The sequence below is a fragment of the Caulobacter sp. FWC26 genome (assembly GCF_002742645.2).
Lineage (GTDB): Bacteria > Pseudomonadota > Alphaproteobacteria > Caulobacterales > Caulobacteraceae > Caulobacter.
Genome location: NZ_CP033875.1, coordinates 1854978 through 1870348 on the forward strand (window position 1 = coordinate 1854978; position 15371 = coordinate 1870348).

A 15371-nucleotide genomic window follows, 5' to 3' on the forward strand; every position below is an offset into this window, starting at 1 on the left:
GCGGGCCCGGAGGTTCGCTATGTCTGGACGCGATGCGCTGCGACGCGCTTACAAGGAACGCAAGGTCGAGGCGGGGGTCTATGCCGTGCGCTGCGCCGCGACCGATGAGGTTTGGGTCGGCGCAACGCCCGATCTTTCGACACGACAGAACGGAATCTGGTTCTCGCTACGGCTGGGTTCGCATCGTGAGCCTAGTCTGCAGGCAGCCTGGAACATCCACGGCGCCGACCGCTTCGCCTACGAGACCGTGGAAACGGTCGATTTGGACGGCCTGGACACGTTCGGCCGGGTCTCGCGCCTGAAGGACCGACGCGCCCATTGGATCGAGGCGTTCGGCGCGCGAGGGCTGAATTGATGGACGGGGTCTTTGTGGTGTTCCAGGGGGGGCGGCGCGTGGCGGCCGGCTCCCAGGTCGAGGCGGCCTTGGCGGCGCAGGCCTTGGCTGGCGAGTCTGGCGTGCTGATCTTCGACCCCCAGGGGCGATCGGTGGATTTCGACCTTCGGGGCGGCCCCGAGGCGGTGCGGGCGCGGTTCGCGCCCGAGGATGAAGCCCCGCGGGGACGCGGCCGGCCCAAGCTCGGTGTGGTGGCGCGCGAGGTCACCCTGCTTCCAAGGCATTGGGAATGGCTGGCCGCGCAGCCCGGCGGCGCTTCGGTCGCGCTGCGAAAACTGGTCGAGGCCGCGCGCCGAGCCTCGGAGGGACCCGATCGCATTCGAGCGTCCAGGGACGCGGCCTACCGCTTCGCGTCCGCCATGGCCGGTGACCTCGTGGGCTTCGAGGAAGCGATGCGCTGCCTGTTCGCCGGCGATGACGCCGGTTTCGAGGCTCGGATCGAGACTTGGCCGGGCGATATCGCGGCGCAGCTCAGAACCTATGCCGCCGAGGCCTTTGGGGCCGACGACGCGACCGCCTAAGGTCCCGAGCGGGCGATTACGTCGGTGAGCACCGCCTGATAGGCCGCGTCGAAGGCGCGCTTATCGTTTTCCGGTTTCGCCGGCCAAAGCGGGCGCAGGGCCGCAGTGCGAGCTGCGGTCTGCAGCAGCCACACCTTGTCGGCTCCGGCCAGCTTGGCGATCCGCGCCTCTACCTCGGTTTTCGGAAGGCCCTGATAGGCGAGCAAAGACCGCAGCGCCCACAGCGCTTGCTCTTCAGGGTTGGGCTTAGCCGAGCCCGGGATGCGATGGGCTGCCCAGCGTATCGCGTCCAGCAGTTGGGCGCGGTAGCGCGGGTCGTTCCAGGTACTGGGCGTGTGGCCCAGATTGGTATGGAACAGACGGCCCTTACCGAGCTGGCGCGCCCAGGTGACGGGTACGAACCAGGGGCGTTTCAGCGGCGTCTCGGTAAAGTCCAGCGCTTGCAGCGCCCGCACCCTGGTTGGGTCATAGTCCGAGTACTGATAGATCTCCTCGGCATAGGCGAACCGGCGTGGCCAGGCCTTGTTCACCGGGCTGGAGCCACCCAGCGCCTGAATGGTCATCGGTGTGCCCTCGGTCCAGGGATGACCCGCGAACCGGCCGTTGATGAAGGCGGTATAGGTCTGGCCCGGTCCCGAATAGTTCCAGTGCGTATCCGTGGCGCTATGCAGGCCTACAAAGCCGCCCTTGCCGCTCGCGACCCATTGCTGGATCGCCTGCCAAGCCATTGGCGCGATCGGCAGCTCGCCAGTCGTGTAGAACACCAGGACGTCGATGGTCTTGAGTTTCTCGGGCGTGATCTGGCGCGCGTCCTGGGTCGATTCCACGCTGAAGGCCCCGCTGCGCGCGCCGATCTCGGCCAAGGCGATTTCGGACGGCGTCGGACCGTTACTGTTTTTAGGGCGCGTGACGGGGGCGTGCCGCCAGCCGACCGACTGGTCAAGATAGAGCACGCGGATCTTTGGCGCGGCTTGCGCCGCCGAACAGGCGAGGGCGGTGACGAGCGCGACGAGGAGAATGAGGCGGTTCATGGCGAGTTCAGGCCTTGGGTTGCATCAGGTCCCAGCGATTGCCGGAATGATCCTCGAAAACCGCGACCGTTCCATAGGCCTCGTGGCGCGGTTCCTCGAGAAACCGGACGCCCGCCGCGCTCATGCGGGCGTAGTCGCCGACGAAATCATCCGTATGCAGAAATAGCCAGACTCGCCCACCGCCTTGGCGACCGATTGCTTCGGCCTGTTCGCCTGCGGCGCGGGCCAGCAGGAAGTCGGTCCCATCGTTACCCGGCGAGACGACCACCCAGCGCTTGCCGTGCCCCATGTCGGTGTCCTCGACCAAAGAAAAGCCAAGCTTTCCAACATAGAAGGCGATCGCTTCGTCATAGTCGGCGACAAGCAACGAAACCAGGGCGAGACGGCGAGACATCTTTGCGACTCCAGTGGATAGCCCGTCCTAGCACGCGTCTGCGATACCGCCTTTGCATCGTTTCAGACGTTGAGGGCGGATATGGTCCACCATCCGTCCTTTGAGGAGTTCACCGTGACCCCCCATCTCATCTCGGTCCTGGCCATGGTCCTGGCGCCCGTCGCGGACACCAAGATCACGCCCGTGGCGGTCAAGGATCTGCCATCGGCCGTCGTCGTCGTCGTCAAGAGTGCGGCGCCGGCCATGACCATCAAGGCGGCGGAGCTCAAGGAGCGCGAGAACCGTCGCTACTTTGATGTTGAGGGCGTGATGCCGGATGGTTCGGAGATCGAGTTCGACCTGCTTGAGAAGGACGGCGCCTGGACGATTGTCGAAACCCAGCGGGATATTGCTTGGCCCGATGCGCCTGAGCCGGTGCGCAAGGCCGCTGCGGCGTCAGCCAAGACGATCAGCCCCGTGCGGGTCATCGAGAGCAAGCAGAACGATGGCATGGTGATCTACGAGCTGTTTGCTGCGGGCAAGCCGAAGGAGCCCTCGATGGAGGTCAGCTTCAAGGACGGTCGGGCCAAGATCTTGAGCGAGGTGTGGCCGCACTAGCGGCCGCTCGTTGCCCGGCGGCTACCCGCCTGAGTAGCCGCCGATGATCGGCAGGATTTCTCCGGTGATGTAGCTGGCGGTTTGGGGGGAGGCCAGGAACACATACGCCGGCGCGATCTCTTCAGGCTGCGCAGCGCGTCGCATCGGTGTCTTGGCCCCGAATTGGGCGACCTGCGGCGCAGCCTTGTCGGCGGGATTGAGCGGCGTCCAGACGGGCCCCGGCGCGACGGCGTTGACCCTGATGCCCTTGTCGATCAGGTGGGTGGCCAGCGAGCGGGTAAAGGCATGGATGCCGCCCTTGGTCATCGAATAATCCAGCAGGTCCTTGTTGCCGAGCAATCCAGTGACCGAGCCGGTGTTGATGATCGACCCGCCGTTGGGCAGGTGCTTCACCGCCGCCTGAGCCATATGGAAATAGCCATAGAGGTTGGTGCGCAGCGTGCGGTCGAAGTGTTCTGGCGTCAGGTTCTCGAACGCGGTGACATGCTCCTGAAAGGCCGCGTTGTTGACGAGAACATCCAGTCGCCCGAGGGTCTCGACCGTACGTTCCACCGCGGCCCGGGCGTAACTGGGATCGGCTACATCGCCTGGCAGCAGGATGGCGCGGCGGCCCTCGTTCTCCACTGCCGTCTTCGTGTCCGCCGCATCGCGGTCCTCGTCCAGATAGGCGATGGCGATGTCGCAGCCTTCGCGGGCGAACAGCACCGCTACGGCGCGACCGATCCCGCTGTCGGCGCCGGTGATCAGCGCGACCTTCCCCTCAAGCTTTCCTGAGCCCTTGTAGAACGGCGCTTCGTACATCGGTGCGGGATCCAGGCGGCTCTCCAGGCCGGGCTTTGTCTGATGCTGCGCGGGATAAGGTGGCGCGGGATAGGCCCGTGCTCCGGCCTGCATGGCCTTGGGCTGATCCCGCTCGTCCTTTTCCTTCGGTTGGAAGGAGCGCGCCTCCCTGGCGTCGAGCGGCGCCTGGATGTCGCGATAGGCTTGGGCGACGCGTTCGCCTGTGTGTTCGAACTCCGGGGTGTGGGTCTTGGTCATGGCGCGCTCCTGCGGGACGGGATCGGGTAACCGTCGGGGTCGCGCGATGTTCCAAGCGCTGCTAAATGCGGGTTGCCCGAAAAACGGGCATGGGCCACCTTGCCCCCTTATTTGACAGTGGTGACGACCATGCCGCGCGACGCGGCCGGAACGGCGCTCTCCCCAGAGCGGCCGCGCGGCCCCATCATGACCGATCTGATCGAACTGCTCCGCCTGGCCGGGCCGGTCGTGCTGTCGCGCTTGGGCATCATGGTGATGGGCCTGACCGACGCCATCGTGGTCGGACACTTCTCGGCGCAGCAGCTGGGCTACCACGCCATGGCGTGGGCGCCGTCCTCGGTGTTCGTCACCGCGACCGTCGGCCTCCTGGTTGGCGTGCAGGTCATGACCGCGCGGGCGATGGGGGCGGGGAATCCGCATGAAACCGGCGCGGTGCTGCGGCGCGGCCTCGTCTACGCCGCCTGGCTCGGATTTGGGTCTATGGCCTTGCTGGCGCTGCTGGGGCCGATGTTCCTGCAGGCCATGGGGCTGAAGGACGGCCTCGCCGAGGGCGCGACCCTGCCACTGATCGTCTTTTCGCTGTCCCTGCCGGTCTATGCGATCTCGGTGGTTCTGACGTTCTGGCTGGAGGGCCTTTCCAGGCCCGGGCCTGGCGCGGCGATGATGTGGCTGGCCAATGTCGTGAACTTGGCGGCCAATCTGCTTTTGGTGCCGGGCGTGCTGGGCCTGCCGGCGCTGGGGGCGGTAGGCGGCGCCTGGGCGACTTTCATCGCGCGATCCGCGCTGGCCCTGGCGCTGGCGATCTTCGTCCTCCGCATGAAGGAGGCGCGCGACCTGGGTGTGTTCGACAAGCCCGTGCGTGACCGCCCCGCCGAGATCGAGCAGCGGCGCATAGGCTATGGCGCTGGCGCGTCCAACTTCTTCGAGGTGTCGGCCTTTGCAGGTATGAACCTGATCTGCGGCTGGATCAGCGCCCTGGCCGTAGCGGCTTACACGGTGGTGCTGAACGTCTCGGCGATCATCTTCATGGTGCCGCTCGGCGTGGCTTCGGCCACTGCGGTGATGGTGGGGCGAGCCTATGGCGCGCGCGACCCGGCGGGCATGACCCGCGCAGGCTGGATCGCCTTTGCGGTGATCGCGGTGATCGGCGTGCTGTTTGGCCTGCTGCTCTATCCGACCAAGCACTGGGTGGCCCTGGCCTACACCACCGACCCGGCGGTGCTGGCGCTGATCCTGCCGGCCCTGGTTCTGGCCTGCCTGTTCTTCGCGCCCGATGCGGTGCAAGTCGTCGCGGCCCAGGCGCTGCGCGCTCGGGGCGAGGTCTGGGTCCCGACGATCACGCACCTGATCAGCTACGCCCTGGTCATGGGGCCGCTGGCCTGGTGGCTTGCGATCCCCAAGGGCATGGGCCTGAACGGGGTGCTGATCTCGATTATTGTCACCAGTTTCCTGGCTGCGGGCTTCCTGCTGATGCGGTTCCGAATGCTGGACTGGCGCGATCGAAAGGCAGGGGGCGAGGCTTAGGCTCCCAGGATCCAGCCTTCTTCGCTCGCGGCCGCTGCCAGCGCTTCTTCAGCCAGACCCTTGGGCGCGTCGAACGCCGCGCCCAGCTTGCCGGCCTCGTCGAGCTTGGCGAAGTGTTCGGCCAGGCTGCGGACCTGGGCCAGGTCCTTCACCTCGCCCGGCGCCGGCGCCGGCTTCAGCAGCGAAGGATAGACCTCGGCGACGACGACCTCGACACCCTCGAGATCCGCCTCGGTCAGGGCCTTGAAGCCTGTCTCGAACGGCCAGACCCGAACGGCCTCACCGCGCGCGTCCTTCAGGCGGCGCACGGCGGGGATGCCCATGATCGCCTGACCGCCGACCGAGCCGTTGTAGTAGAGCTTCCAGATCGAGTGCGCGCCCTTGGCTGCCTGATCCGCATAGCGGAACTCGGGTAGGTCGCCCGGCCCATGCTCCCGCACCCGCTTTGGCTGCAGGGTCGTCAGCGCGTCCTTGGGCGGGCAACCCCAGAAGGGGAAAGGCCCGCCCGTCAGTCGGCGATTGATCTCAGAGCCGACGCCAAAGCGGTTGTTGGTGTTGTCGGCCTTGTCCTTGACCATCTTGGCCAGCTGGTCCCACACCGCGCGCCACGGCGTCTCGCCAGGCAGGGCCAGGGCCTGGGCCAGGCCGCGCGGAAAGCCCAGCGGGAAGTCGAAGCCCACCAAGGCCCGCTCGCCGCGCTTCTTCAGGTCGTCGAGGATGGCGGCCAGCTTGGTCTCTGCCTCGCCGCGCGTCGCCGGATTGAAGCTCTCGAAGCTCAGGCGGAAGCGGACATCGCGCTTGAGCACGCCGATCCAGATGGAGTCCGCGCCCGTGGTCGGCTTAGCCGCCGCGCTCCAATCGACGATGACATAGGCGCTGAACAGACGCGACACGGCACGCGGCTCCTTGGACGGAAACGAAGCCGCGCTTCTACCGCTCTGGGCCGCTCAGGACCAGCCCGGTTTGCGTGTTGTCAGATCAGGCCGCGTCGCGAATCTTGGTGGTGGGACCGATGGGGCGCCCATTGCGCGCGAACCAGCGGATCGGGGGTTCGCAGGCGGCGCCCACGGCGGCCCGGACAATGGCCGGCGGGCGGCGCTCTTCCGGGGTCATGAACAGGCCGTTGGCCTTCAGCTTCAGGCCGGCCACCTTGTGGGCGCCGAGCATGGTCAGCGGCACGGCCAGAACCAGACCGGCCAGGATCGGAGCCGTGGCGGTCAGCAGGTCCGGCGTGAACCAGAACGACGCCGCCAGGATCAGGCCCGAGAGGCTGATCCAGCCCATGGCGGCCCAGGCCTCCTTGAAGTCTACCTTGTCGGCGTCGCGGCGCTGGGCGGCCCAACCGCCGACCTTGCCGGCCAGGATTTCAACGATGGCGCGGGTCTGAGTGAACATCAGCATCGGCGCGACCAGGGCCGAGAACAGCATCTCGACGGCCAGACCGGCGGCCATGCGACGCTTGCCGCCAAAACCTTTCACCTCACCCTTGCGCGCCAGGACAAGAATGGCGCCCAGGATCTTGGGGCCAAACAGCAGGACGAAGGTGATGATCATCGCCCAGGCGGTGGCCTGGATTTCGCGCCAGTCGATCAGGGCGTGCGCGGCGGCCTTTAGATCAGCCATGGTGAAGGCGGCCTTCTTGAGCTCCGGCATCAGGGCGCGCGAGATCAGGCCGGCCGACAGACAGAAGAACCACAGCGGCGACAGGGCGTAGCTGAGCACGCCGATCACCAGGTGCATGCGGCTCATCCAGTGCAGGCCGGGCAGGGCGATCAGCGGCACGTGCTGGATGTTGCCCCGGCACCAGCGACGGTCACGCGTGGCGAAGTCTAGCAGGTTCGACGGGCTCTCTTCGTAGGAGCCGTCAAGATAGGGGGCCAGATGCACGCTCCAGCCGCCGCGGCGGAGCAGGGCGCTTTCGAGGGCGTCGTGGCTCATCACCTCGCCGCCGAAGGGCTTGGGGCCGGGCAGGTGCGGCAGGCCGCACGTCTCGGCGAAGGCGCGGGTGCGCACGATGGCGTTGTGGCCCCAGAACGAGCTCTCCGAACCCGACCACCAGGCCAGACCCGTCCAGGCGACGCGGCCGTACAGGCGCGTGGCGAACTGCAAGGTGCGGGCGAAGATCGTCTGGCCGTTGATGATCATCGGCATGGTCTGGATCAGACCCGCGCCCGGGTGACGCTCCATCGCATCGGCGAGGCGCACCATGGCCTCGCCGGTCATCAGGCTGTCGGCGTCCAGCACCAGCATGTGCTCGTAGGCGCTGCCCCAGCGGCTAACCCAGTCGGCGACGTTGCCCGCCTTGCGGCCGGTGTTTTCCTTGCGGATGCGATAGTAGACGTTGCAGTTGGCCTCGCGGCGGAAGCGCGCGAAGCAGGCTTGTTCGGCCAACGCCACCTGCGCGTCGCGCGTGTCGCTGATGACGAAGATGTCGAAGTTCCGAGCCGCGCCAGCCTCGGCGATCGAGGCGTCCATGGCGCGCAGGCGCGCGAACACCGCCGCAGCGTCCTCGTTATAAACCGGCATCAGGATGGCGGTACGCGTATGCAGTTTGGGCATCGGCGTTTCGCCGTCGATGCCCAGCGGATCCTTGGGTCGGCCCATCAGCACCACAAAGCCGATTAGGGCCGTACAGAACCACAGCGACAGCGCCAGGAAGAGTGGGGCCAGCAGAGTCAGGACGACGGCTTCCAGACGGGTCACGCCGCCCAGCGCGATGGTGTCGAACGAGGCCTTCCAACCCGCGACGCCCATGGCGATGGTCATCAGGCCCAGCATCCAGCGACGCAGGTTCATGTCCTGGATCAGGGCCGTGGCGCGCCGCGCGCCGCCCTGCCAGAAGCTCAGCGGTTGCACCGGCATGGCCAGGGGGGCTTCGGCCGGGATTTCGACCGTGTCACGGCGAACGACCTGATCGAGGCTCACGCTGGTGGAGGTGCGCACATCGAAGAGGGCGGAGCGATCGCTCATATCGTCAGATCTCGGACTTTTCCGGCAAGCCGGGCTCTCTCCGCGCGCTCCTTCCGCCGAGACCCCTTTTCGCTGGCCTGCGCGTTCGCTAGGGAACGGACAGGCGCGTTGAGCGCTTCGCGACGGACGAGAACCGGCGTGGAGAGCCGCCGGTGGCACTACAGTAAAACTTCGATCACAAATTCGCTACCAGAAATCACGCTGATTTCGCAGCTGCGAGAAGATTTCGTGACATCGCGGCGGACGCCGAACACCCCGTCCGCCGGAAGGAGTATATAAGATAATGAAATATATCATGATTGTCGCAGTTCTCGCGCTTTTCGGCCTAGCGGCTTGCGGAAGAGAGGCCCCCGAGACGACGTCTGAAGGCGGCGCGGCCGAGGCTGTTGCGTCCTCTGAAGGTCTGCCGAGCTTTGAATCCAAGGGGGTCATCACCAGCCTGGAGGGCCAGATTCTCACGCTCGATCACGAGGGCGCGAGCGCGGCCGGCCTGAAACCTGGCCGCGATGGTTTCCGCGTTTACGCCGATGTGTTGGCCGAGGCGCCGATCACGCCCGGATCGCGTGTGAGTTTCGCGTTCAAGAAGACGCCTCAAGGTCTGGAGATCGCCGAGCTTGGCGCGCGTCCCTGAATGCAGAACGGGCGGCTGGTGGTCCAGCCGCCCGACTGATCAGGTCTTCCTACGGCAACCGCCGCCCCAAGGCGGCTAGCCCAGCTTCACCAGCATCTTCCCGAGGTTCTCGCCGGTGAAGAGTTTGAGGAACGCCTCGGGCGCGCGCTCGACGCCTTCCTCGACCGTCTCTTTCCAGGTGATCTTTCCGGCCTTGATCCACTCGGCCATGTCCTTGGCGAACTGCGGATAGAGATCGAAGTGGTTGGAAACGATGAAGCCTTCCAGGCGCAGGCTTTTCCCCACCGCCAGGATGATGTTCGACGGGCCTTCCGGCTTACCGGTTTCATTGTACTGCGAGATCATGCCGCAAAGGGCGAACCGGGCGAAGGGGCGGGCCGAGTTCAGGGCCGCCTCCAGGTGAACCCCGCCGACGTTTTCGAAATAGACGTCGATGCCCTTGGGCGCGACCTTGGCCAACTCGGCCACCACGTCGGGCGTAGCCTTGTAGTCGATGACGTGATCGACGCCGATCGACTTGAGGAACGCCACCTTTTCAGGGCCGCCAGCCGAGCCGATCACGGTGTGGCCCTTCAGCTTGGCGATCTGGCAGACGATCGAACCGACCGCACCAGCGGCGGCCGACACGAAAACGACGTCGCCATCCTTCAGGGCCGCGACCCGCAGCAGCCCGGCGTAGGCGGTCATGCCGGGCATGCCGACCACGCCCAGGAAGGCCTGCGGGGGGATGCCGTGGGTCTCGATCTTGGTGATCGCGCCCATGCCGGCGGCGGCCAGCGACTTGGGATGGGCGTTGAACGCTTCACGCCAGCCAAACATCGAACTGACCATATCGCCCGGCTTGAAGTCGGGATCGTTGGAGGCGATCACCTCGCCGATCGCGCCGCCTTGCAGCGCTTCGCCCAGTTGGAAGGGCGGGACATAGCTGGGACGGTCGTACATGCGGCCGCGCATGTAAGGGTCGACCGACATCCACAGGTTCTTGACCTGGATTTCACCATCGCCCGGCGCGGGCAGGTCGACGGTCGCCAGGTCGAAGTCCGACGCCTTCGGCATCCCGACGGGACGGGCTTTCAGACGGATCTCGCGCGAGGTGGTCATGGGGGTCCTCCCTGCCTTGGACTTGGCCAAGGGTTGCAAATTTAAACAGATGTTTAGCGCGCCCTTACGCAAGTCGCCAGTGCTTCTAAGCGGCCCCGAAGCGGGGTAGAGAGCGGTCCATGACCCAGACTCTCAAAGCGGGCGTTGTCGGCGCCGGTGTGTTCGGCGGCTATCACGCCAAGAAGTACGCCGAGTTGGACGGCGTGACTCTGGTCGGCGTGTTCGACATCGACCTAGCGCGGGCCAAGGCCCTGGCCGAGCCCTTGGGTGCGGAAGGCTACGATGACATGGCGGCTTTCCTGGGTGCGGTGGATGTGGTCACCGTCGCCGCGCCGGCCGTTCATCATGCCGCGCCGGCCCTGGCCGCGCTCAAGGCCGGCAAGCCGGTCTATTCGGAAAAGCCGATCGCCGTGTCGCCTGAGGACGCCGACAAGATGGTCGCCGCAGCCGCCAAGGCGGGTGTGCCGCTGGCCTGCGGGCACCAGGAGCGGGTCGTGTTCCAGGCCATGGGCCTGTTGGACATCCCCGAACAGCCCTTGCGCCTCGAAGCCGTGCGTCGCGGCACGCCGTCGGATCGTAATCTCGACGTCTCGGTCGTGCTGGACCTGATGATCCACGATATCGACCTTGCCCTGGCGCTCTGCGACGGCGAGCCGATCGCGGTCGAAGGCGAGGGGGCGATCACGCGCTCGACCTCGCTGGACTGGGTGAAGGCCGAAGCCACCTTCGACAACGGCTTCACGGCCGTGTTCGACAGTTCGCGCGTCGCCGAGGCTCGGGAGCGGACCATGAAGGTCGTCTACCCCTCGGGCGAGGTCGAAATCGACTTCCTGCAGCGCACCTTCCGCAACACTACGCCCTATCCGCTGATCGAGAACTTCACCGAGACCCCGGCTGGCAAGGACCCCCTGGGCCTGTCGGTGGCGGGCTTCCTGGCGGCCGTTCGCGGCGAGACCCCTCGGCCGGTCGTGACCGGCGAGGAAGCCGCGCGGGCGCTCGATCTGGCGCTGGCGGTCGAGCAGGCGGTCGAGGGTTAAGCGCCCTCCGACCGCGCACACGACATCAGGCGGGGAACATCGTCGCCAGGGTCTGCTCCAGCACCACCAGCGGCATCGGGCCTTGCAGCAGCACGTCGTGGAAGGTCTTCAGATCGAAGCGGGCGCCGACGCGCTTTTTGGCCTCCTCACGGAGCCGCACCCATTCGACGTGGCCGATCTTGTAGCTGCATGCCTGGCCCGGCCAGACGCAGTAGCGATCGATCTCCCGCTGGACGCGCGCGCGGGGCATGCCCGTCTGACTGACCATGTAGTCGGTGGCCTGGGCTCGGGTCCAGCGCTTGAAGTGCAGCCCCGTGTCGACCACGAGGCGCACGGCGCGGAACTGCAGAGACTGCAGGTAGCCGATCTCGCCCAACGGATCGCCTTCATAGACGCCCATCTCGGCGGCCAACTGCTCAGCGTACAAAGCCCAGCCCTCGCCATAGGCTGCAAAGCCCATCCCGGCGCGCCGCAGCATGGGGATCTGCTGAGAGCCCAATGAGATGGATCCCTGCCAGACATGGCCGGGGAGGGCCTCGTGATAGGTGAGGGTGGGCAGGTTGAACTTAGGCCACTCGGCCGTGTCCTTGAGGTTGATGTAGAACCGGCCCGGCCGCGAGCCGTCGAGCGCCGGCGCCTGAGCATAGCCGTTCGGCGCGCCGTCCTCGATCTCCGGCGGCACCCGGACGATTTCGACGGGAGCCGCGGGCAGGGTCCTAAACACCGTGCCCATGCGGGCCCGGATGGCGGCGGTCTGGGCGTTGAGGTCCGCCAGCAATTGGGCGCGACCGGCGTCGGTATTGGCGTACTGCTGGTCAGGCCGCGCCGATAGCGCCGTGAGCCGCTGCGCGACGGTTCCTGTGGTCAGGCCCAGGCGGCGAAGGCGCGTATCGATCTGCGCTTCCAACTCGGCCACCTGTTGGAGCCCCAGGCGGTGGACTTCATCGGGCGTGCGACGGGTCGTGGTCTGGAAAGCCAGAGCGTCGGCATAGAAGGCGTCGCCGTCGGGCAGTTTCCAGGCGCCCGCATCGCTCGTGGCCTTGGCGCGCGCGGCTTCCAAGGCGGCGATTTGGCGATCGAGGGCGGGATACACTGCGGCGCTGACGATCGCCGCAGCGCGTCCGGCCCAGTCGCCCGTCAGACCGGTCTTGGCGGCGCGAGTGGCGAGCGAGCGGGTTACGCTGGCGTCCGTCGCCCCGACGGCGCGTTGTCGGCGCAGCTGCGCGAGGCCGGCGTCCAGCGCGAAGTCCGGCGCCAAAACGCCCTTGGCCGCGTCCAGCGCCAGGGCCTGCGTGTTTGCGTCCAGCGCCATCGCATAGGCTTCGAGGCGCGAGAGATAGGCCTCGGCGTCCTCCGTCGTCCGGACGGGATGGCGGGAATCAAGGAAGTCCGGGATCGCCTGATAGGCCCCGGTCAGCTGGCTGAGCACATAGGGCGAGTATGGCGCATAGCCAAAGCCGGCCTGGCCTTCGCCGAAGTCATATTTCATGCCACCATCAAGGGTCCGCCGATAGGTGTAGGTGGTCACCTCGTGGTCGACCCGAGCTGCGGGCGAGAGGTCCTCGGGCGATATGCGCGCGAGCGCTGCGAGGCGCTCCTTTCGCGCCGCGATCCAGGCGTTGCGTCCGGCCCGGGAGGCGTCATTGAGCTTGCCGCGCTGGGCGGCGCGTGGGCCGACGTCAAGCCCGCGTTCGGTAGCCATCTGCGGCGCGGCGTCGAGGTCGGCGTTCCAGAAGGTGTCAAGCAGCGCGCGGAGTTCCGCGTCGCGAGGGCCCGGTTCCGCGCCAAAGGCCGAGCGCGCGCCCAATAGCGGCGCCGCAGCCGCCGCGCCGAACAGAAACTGGCGTCTATCCATCTTGTCTTGTTTCCCCACTTGAACCTTCACGCTAAGCCCATTCGTCGCCCTTTCGCCATAGCCGAGAAGACGAAGAGGCGACTGTCGCCTTCAATGACCGCCGCGCCTGAGGAGAGCCTGTTTGTCGCACGACGCCTGGCCCGTCGATCCTTCCGCGATCGCGCCTTTCCTGGCGGCGATCGTGCTGATCGAGCTGACCCCCGGCCCCAATATGGGCTACCTGGCCGGTTTGTCGGCGGTCGAAGGACGTCGCGCGGGGCTGGTGACCATCACCGGGATCACTGCGGGCCTGCTTGTCTACATGCTGGCCTCGGTGGCGGGGTTGACGGAAATCCTGCGCCTGAACCGCCCGCTCTACGAGGTGCTGCGTTGGGCGGGAGTCGCTTACATTTTCTGGCTGGCGTTCGACGCTTGGCGAGGTGAGAAGCCGACCGACTGGCAAGGGGAGGACGGGCGTGCTTGGGTGCATTTCCGACGCGGGCTCCTGGCGAACCTGCTCAACCCGAAGGCCGCGCTCTTCTACGTGACCTTGTTGCCGGGGTTCATTCAGACCGGCCATGCATCGCCCACCGTTCAGGCGCTGATCCTAGGCGGTGTCCACATCGCGGTCAGCATCGTCGTGCATGGGGCCATCGTCCTGTCGTCGGACGGTCTGGCGCGGCGGTTGATCGCGACCGGTTCCAGCCCGCTCAGCCGACGCCTCTTCGCGCTGGCGCTGGCGGCTACGGGTCTCTGGATTGGCATCGAAACAGGTCGATAAACGCGGCCTAGTCGTCAAGATCGAACGGTAACTCGTCCTGGTCGTTCGAGGTCTCGCGGCGCGCCTTGGACACCGGTTGATAGGTTGGTGGCGTCGCTTGAGGGCGCGAAGATTGCGTGGGCTCGTCCTCATCCCAAGGCGGATCGCCAAACATGTCCGGCTCGCGATCCGGGGCCGGCGCGGGCGCGGGCACGGGCGCGACGCGCGACCCGGGGCGCGAGCCGCCGGGGCGGCGCGGATCGTCCAGCAAAGGCCGCCTCGCCAGAGGCGGTGGTGTGTCGGGCAGGGGCTGTGGCGGGGCGCGGAAATCGTCGTCGTCTCCCGGATCGACAGGCGCTAGGTCCTGCGGCGGGCTCGGCGGCGAGGCGACCGCCGGTTCTGTCGGTTTCGGCGCGGGACGTGGCGGCAGTGGGCGGCGCACGATCGCTTCGCAGCGCGCCAGCCAGCGATTGGCTTCCTGCATCAACTCAGCTGGAGAACGGCTCTCACGACGGAGTTCGTCGCCGGGCGCCCAAAGTTCAAGCGCGAAATCAGGGTGACGCGGATCGTCGAAGATCAAGCGCAGGGTGACGGTCTGGGCCTGCGGCGCGACATGATCGATCGCTCGACGGCCTTCGCCCCGAAACACGCGCCCCATCACCTGGCCGTCGACCAGAAGCTCGGCGCCGACAAGTTCCTCCAGGCGGTAGAGCAGGCACCATGCGCCTCGATCCCAGGCGACCGCGAGCAAGTTGGTCGAAAAGGAAAAGCCGGCTCCCCGTCCGCGGCCGCGGGCGAACACGATGCCCTCCGGCTCACTTCTTAGGACGTTGCGAAGGGCCCGGCGAATCCGCCGGTCTTCGTCGCCGTACCAGATGGCCAGGCTGCCGAGGAACGTCACCGCCGAGCCGGCGATGGCCACGAACAGCAGAAGACGCGCGAGTTCGCTCATGGTGGCGCGAAACTAGCGAGAGTCGTGACGAGGGGACAGGCGGGCTAGGGCGCGCGGCAAATGTCCTGGCCATTCAGCAGCGAAAACTGCAGCGGCGCGCCGCCCTGACCGCTTGAACTGGAAATCAACGCCGCCATGGAACGGCCCGCCACCTTTACGCAATGCAGTTCCTGGCGCATCGGCTTGGAACCCGGACCGCTATCCTGAACCACGCGCGTTGGCGCCTCTGCCGCCAGCAAGCCCAACGCCATCCGACGCAGGTCTTCGCCGTTTCCCTGTCCGACACGCATGTAGCAGCCTACCTGAGGCGGACTATCGGACATCAGGATCTGGCCCGCTCCCTTCATCACGTAAAGTCCGCGATCCTTTTCGGCCAGCACAATGGACGGGTTGGACAGTGTGGCAAGCTTCACGCCCTGGCGCGCCGCCGCGAGGCACCCGTGGGTCAGGGCGTATCGTGCGGCCTCCGTTGGCGAAGTCGCGGCGGCGGGTGGCGCGGGCGGCGTGCTCGCCGCCAGGGTGAAGCCCAACAAGGTCGTCATGAGCATCTGAAACCTCCGGGCGGCTCCAGAACCTTCTCGCTAAAC

At 66.7% G+C, this 15371-nt stretch carries 15 protein-coding genes and 1 pseudogene; 7 read left to right on the forward strand and 9 right to left on the reverse strand.

The window, feature by feature from the left end:
• Positions 1-19: 19 nt before the first annotated feature.
• Both CSW63_RS10265 and CSW63_RS10270 read left to right on the forward strand, forming a co-directional pair.
• On the forward strand, positions 20-355 hold the full coding sequence (locus tag CSW63_RS10265) for a GIY-YIG nuclease family protein (protein WP_062093862.1): 336 nt from the start codon (positions 20-22) through the stop codon (positions 353-355).
• Positions 355-915: a DUF2239 family protein gene (locus CSW63_RS10270; protein WP_062093863.1), complete on the forward strand. Its 561-nt coding sequence runs from the start codon at positions 355-357 to the stop codon at positions 913-915. The genes CSW63_RS10265 and CSW63_RS10270 overlap by 1 nt, the downstream gene beginning before the upstream one ends.
• Here the strand turns inward: CSW63_RS10270 and CSW63_RS10275 are convergent.
• A complete protein-coding gene (locus CSW63_RS10275; RefSeq protein ID WP_062093864.1) occupies positions 912-1946 on the reverse strand; it encodes a ThuA domain-containing protein in 1035 nt (344 codons plus the stop codon). The two genes, CSW63_RS10270 and CSW63_RS10275, sit on opposite strands and share 4 nt — an antisense overlap.
• A gap of 7 nt (positions 1947-1953) precedes the next feature.
• The gene (locus tag CSW63_RS10280; RefSeq protein ID WP_062093865.1) at positions 1954-2340 is read right to left on the reverse strand and encodes a VOC family protein; all 387 of its coding nucleotides are present in this window, start codon (positions 2338-2340) and stop codon (positions 1954-1956) included.
• A gap of 114 nt (positions 2341-2454) precedes the next feature.
• Here CSW63_RS10280 and CSW63_RS10285 point away from each other — a divergent pair, with 114 nt between their 5' ends.
• Positions 2455-2937, forward strand: coding sequence for a hypothetical protein (locus tag CSW63_RS10285; protein ID WP_062093915.1), 483 nt, complete (start codon positions 2455-2457; stop codon positions 2935-2937).
• A gap of 21 nt (positions 2938-2958) precedes the next feature.
• Here CSW63_RS10285 and CSW63_RS10290 read toward each other — a convergent pair whose 3' ends face one another.
• Complete coding sequence (locus tag CSW63_RS10290) at positions 2959-3975, reverse strand: SDR family oxidoreductase (RefSeq protein ID WP_082749333.1); 1017 nt, start codon at positions 3973-3975, stop codon at positions 2959-2961.
• A gap of 111 nt (positions 3976-4086) precedes the next feature.
• On the opposite strand from CSW63_RS10290, the gene CSW63_RS10295 reads away from it, so the two are divergent.
• The gene (locus CSW63_RS10295; protein ID WP_062093866.1) at positions 4087-5499 is read left to right on the forward strand and encodes an MATE family efflux transporter; all 1413 of its coding nucleotides are present in this window, start codon (positions 4087-4089) and stop codon (positions 5497-5499) included.
• Here CSW63_RS10295 and CSW63_RS10300 read toward each other — a convergent pair.
• On the reverse strand, positions 5496-6392 hold the full coding sequence (locus CSW63_RS10300) for a hypothetical protein (protein ID WP_062093867.1): 897 nt from the start codon (positions 6390-6392) through the stop codon (positions 5496-5498). The genes CSW63_RS10295 and CSW63_RS10300 overlap by 4 nt on opposite strands.
• Before the next feature lie 85 nt (positions 6393-6477).
• Complete coding sequence (mdoH, locus tag CSW63_RS10305; RefSeq protein ID WP_062093868.1) at positions 6478-8469, reverse strand: glucans biosynthesis glucosyltransferase MdoH; 1992 nt, start codon at positions 8467-8469, stop codon at positions 6478-6480.
• A 283-nt stretch (positions 8470-8752) separates the two neighbouring features.
• On the opposite strand from mdoH, the pseudogene CSW63_RS10310 reads away from it, so the two are divergent.
• Positions 8753-9119 (forward strand): annotated as a pseudogene (locus CSW63_RS10310) (copper-binding protein); the annotation flags it as partial.
• A 56-nt stretch (positions 9120-9175) separates the two neighbouring features.
• Here CSW63_RS10310 and CSW63_RS10315 read toward each other — a convergent pair.
• Positions 9176-10201: an NADP-dependent oxidoreductase gene (locus CSW63_RS10315; RefSeq protein WP_062093870.1), complete on the reverse strand. Its 1026-nt coding sequence runs from the start codon at positions 10199-10201 to the stop codon at positions 9176-9178.
• Between the two features lie 119 nt (positions 10202-10320).
• On the opposite strand from CSW63_RS10315, the gene CSW63_RS10320 reads away from it, so the two are divergent.
• Positions 10321-11238, forward strand: coding sequence for a Gfo/Idh/MocA family protein (locus CSW63_RS10320; protein WP_062093871.1), 918 nt, complete (start codon positions 10321-10323; stop codon positions 11236-11238).
• Positions 11239-11263: 25 nt separating this feature from the next.
• On the opposite strand, the gene CSW63_RS10325 is transcribed toward CSW63_RS10320, so the two are convergent.
• Complete coding sequence (locus CSW63_RS10325; protein ID WP_168193635.1) at positions 11264-13111, reverse strand: DUF885 family protein; 1848 nt, start codon at positions 13109-13111, stop codon at positions 11264-11266.
• Between the two features lie 103 nt (positions 13112-13214).
• On the opposite strand from CSW63_RS10325, the gene CSW63_RS10330 reads away from it, so the two are divergent.
• On the forward strand, positions 13215-13853 hold the full coding sequence (locus CSW63_RS10330) for a LysE family translocator (RefSeq protein WP_062093873.1): 639 nt from the start codon (positions 13215-13217) through the stop codon (positions 13851-13853).
• 7 nt (positions 13854-13860) lie between these two features.
• On the opposite strand, the gene CSW63_RS10335 is transcribed toward CSW63_RS10330, so the two are convergent.
• Together CSW63_RS10335 and CSW63_RS10340 are read right to left on the reverse strand one after the other, a co-directional pair.
• Complete coding sequence (locus tag CSW63_RS10335; protein ID WP_062093874.1) at positions 13861-14784, reverse strand: hypothetical protein; 924 nt, start codon at positions 14782-14784, stop codon at positions 13861-13863.
• A gap of 44 nt (positions 14785-14828) precedes the next feature.
• Entirely contained in the window at positions 14829-15332 is a 504-nt protein-coding gene (locus CSW63_RS10340) for a hypothetical protein (RefSeq protein ID WP_099503744.1), read from the reverse strand.
• Positions 15333-15371: the final 39 nt, after the last annotated feature.

Bases quoted from the DNA above. Each gene is read 5' to 3' on its own strand.
- CSW63_RS10265 (WP_062093862.1), top strand. From the start codon at position 20: ATGTCTGGACGCGATGCGCTGCGACGCGCTTACAAGGAACGCAAGGTC.
- CSW63_RS10270 (WP_062093863.1), top strand. From the start codon at position 355: ATGGACGGGGTCTTTGTGGTGTTCCAGGGGGGGCGGCGCGTGGCGGCC.
- CSW63_RS10275 (WP_062093864.1), bottom strand. From the start codon at position 1,946: ATGAACCGCCTCATTCTCCTCGTCGCGCTCGTCACCGCCCTCGCCTGT.
- CSW63_RS10280 (WP_062093865.1), bottom strand. From the start codon at position 2,340: ATGTCTCGCCGTCTCGCCCTGGTTTCGTTGCTTGTCGCCGACTATGAC.
- CSW63_RS10290 (WP_082749333.1), bottom strand. From the start codon at position 3,975: ATGACCAAGACCCACACCCCGGAGTTCGAACACACAGGCGAACGCGTC.
- mdoH (WP_062093868.1), bottom strand. From the start codon at position 8,469: ATGAGCGATCGCTCCGCCCTCTTCGATGTGCGCACCTCCACCAGCGTG.
- CSW63_RS10315 (WP_062093870.1), bottom strand. From the start codon at position 10,201: ATGACCACCTCGCGCGAGATCCGTCTGAAAGCCCGTCCCGTCGGGATG.
- CSW63_RS10320 (WP_062093871.1), top strand. From the start codon at position 10,321: ATGACCCAGACTCTCAAAGCGGGCGTTGTCGGCGCCGGTGTGTTCGGC.
- CSW63_RS10335 (WP_062093874.1), bottom strand. From the start codon at position 14,784: ATGAGCGAACTCGCGCGTCTTCTGCTGTTCGTGGCCATCGCCGGCTCG.
- CSW63_RS10340 (WP_099503744.1), bottom strand. From the start codon at position 15,332: ATGCTCATGACGACCTTGTTGGGCTTCACCCTGGCGGCGAGCACGCCG.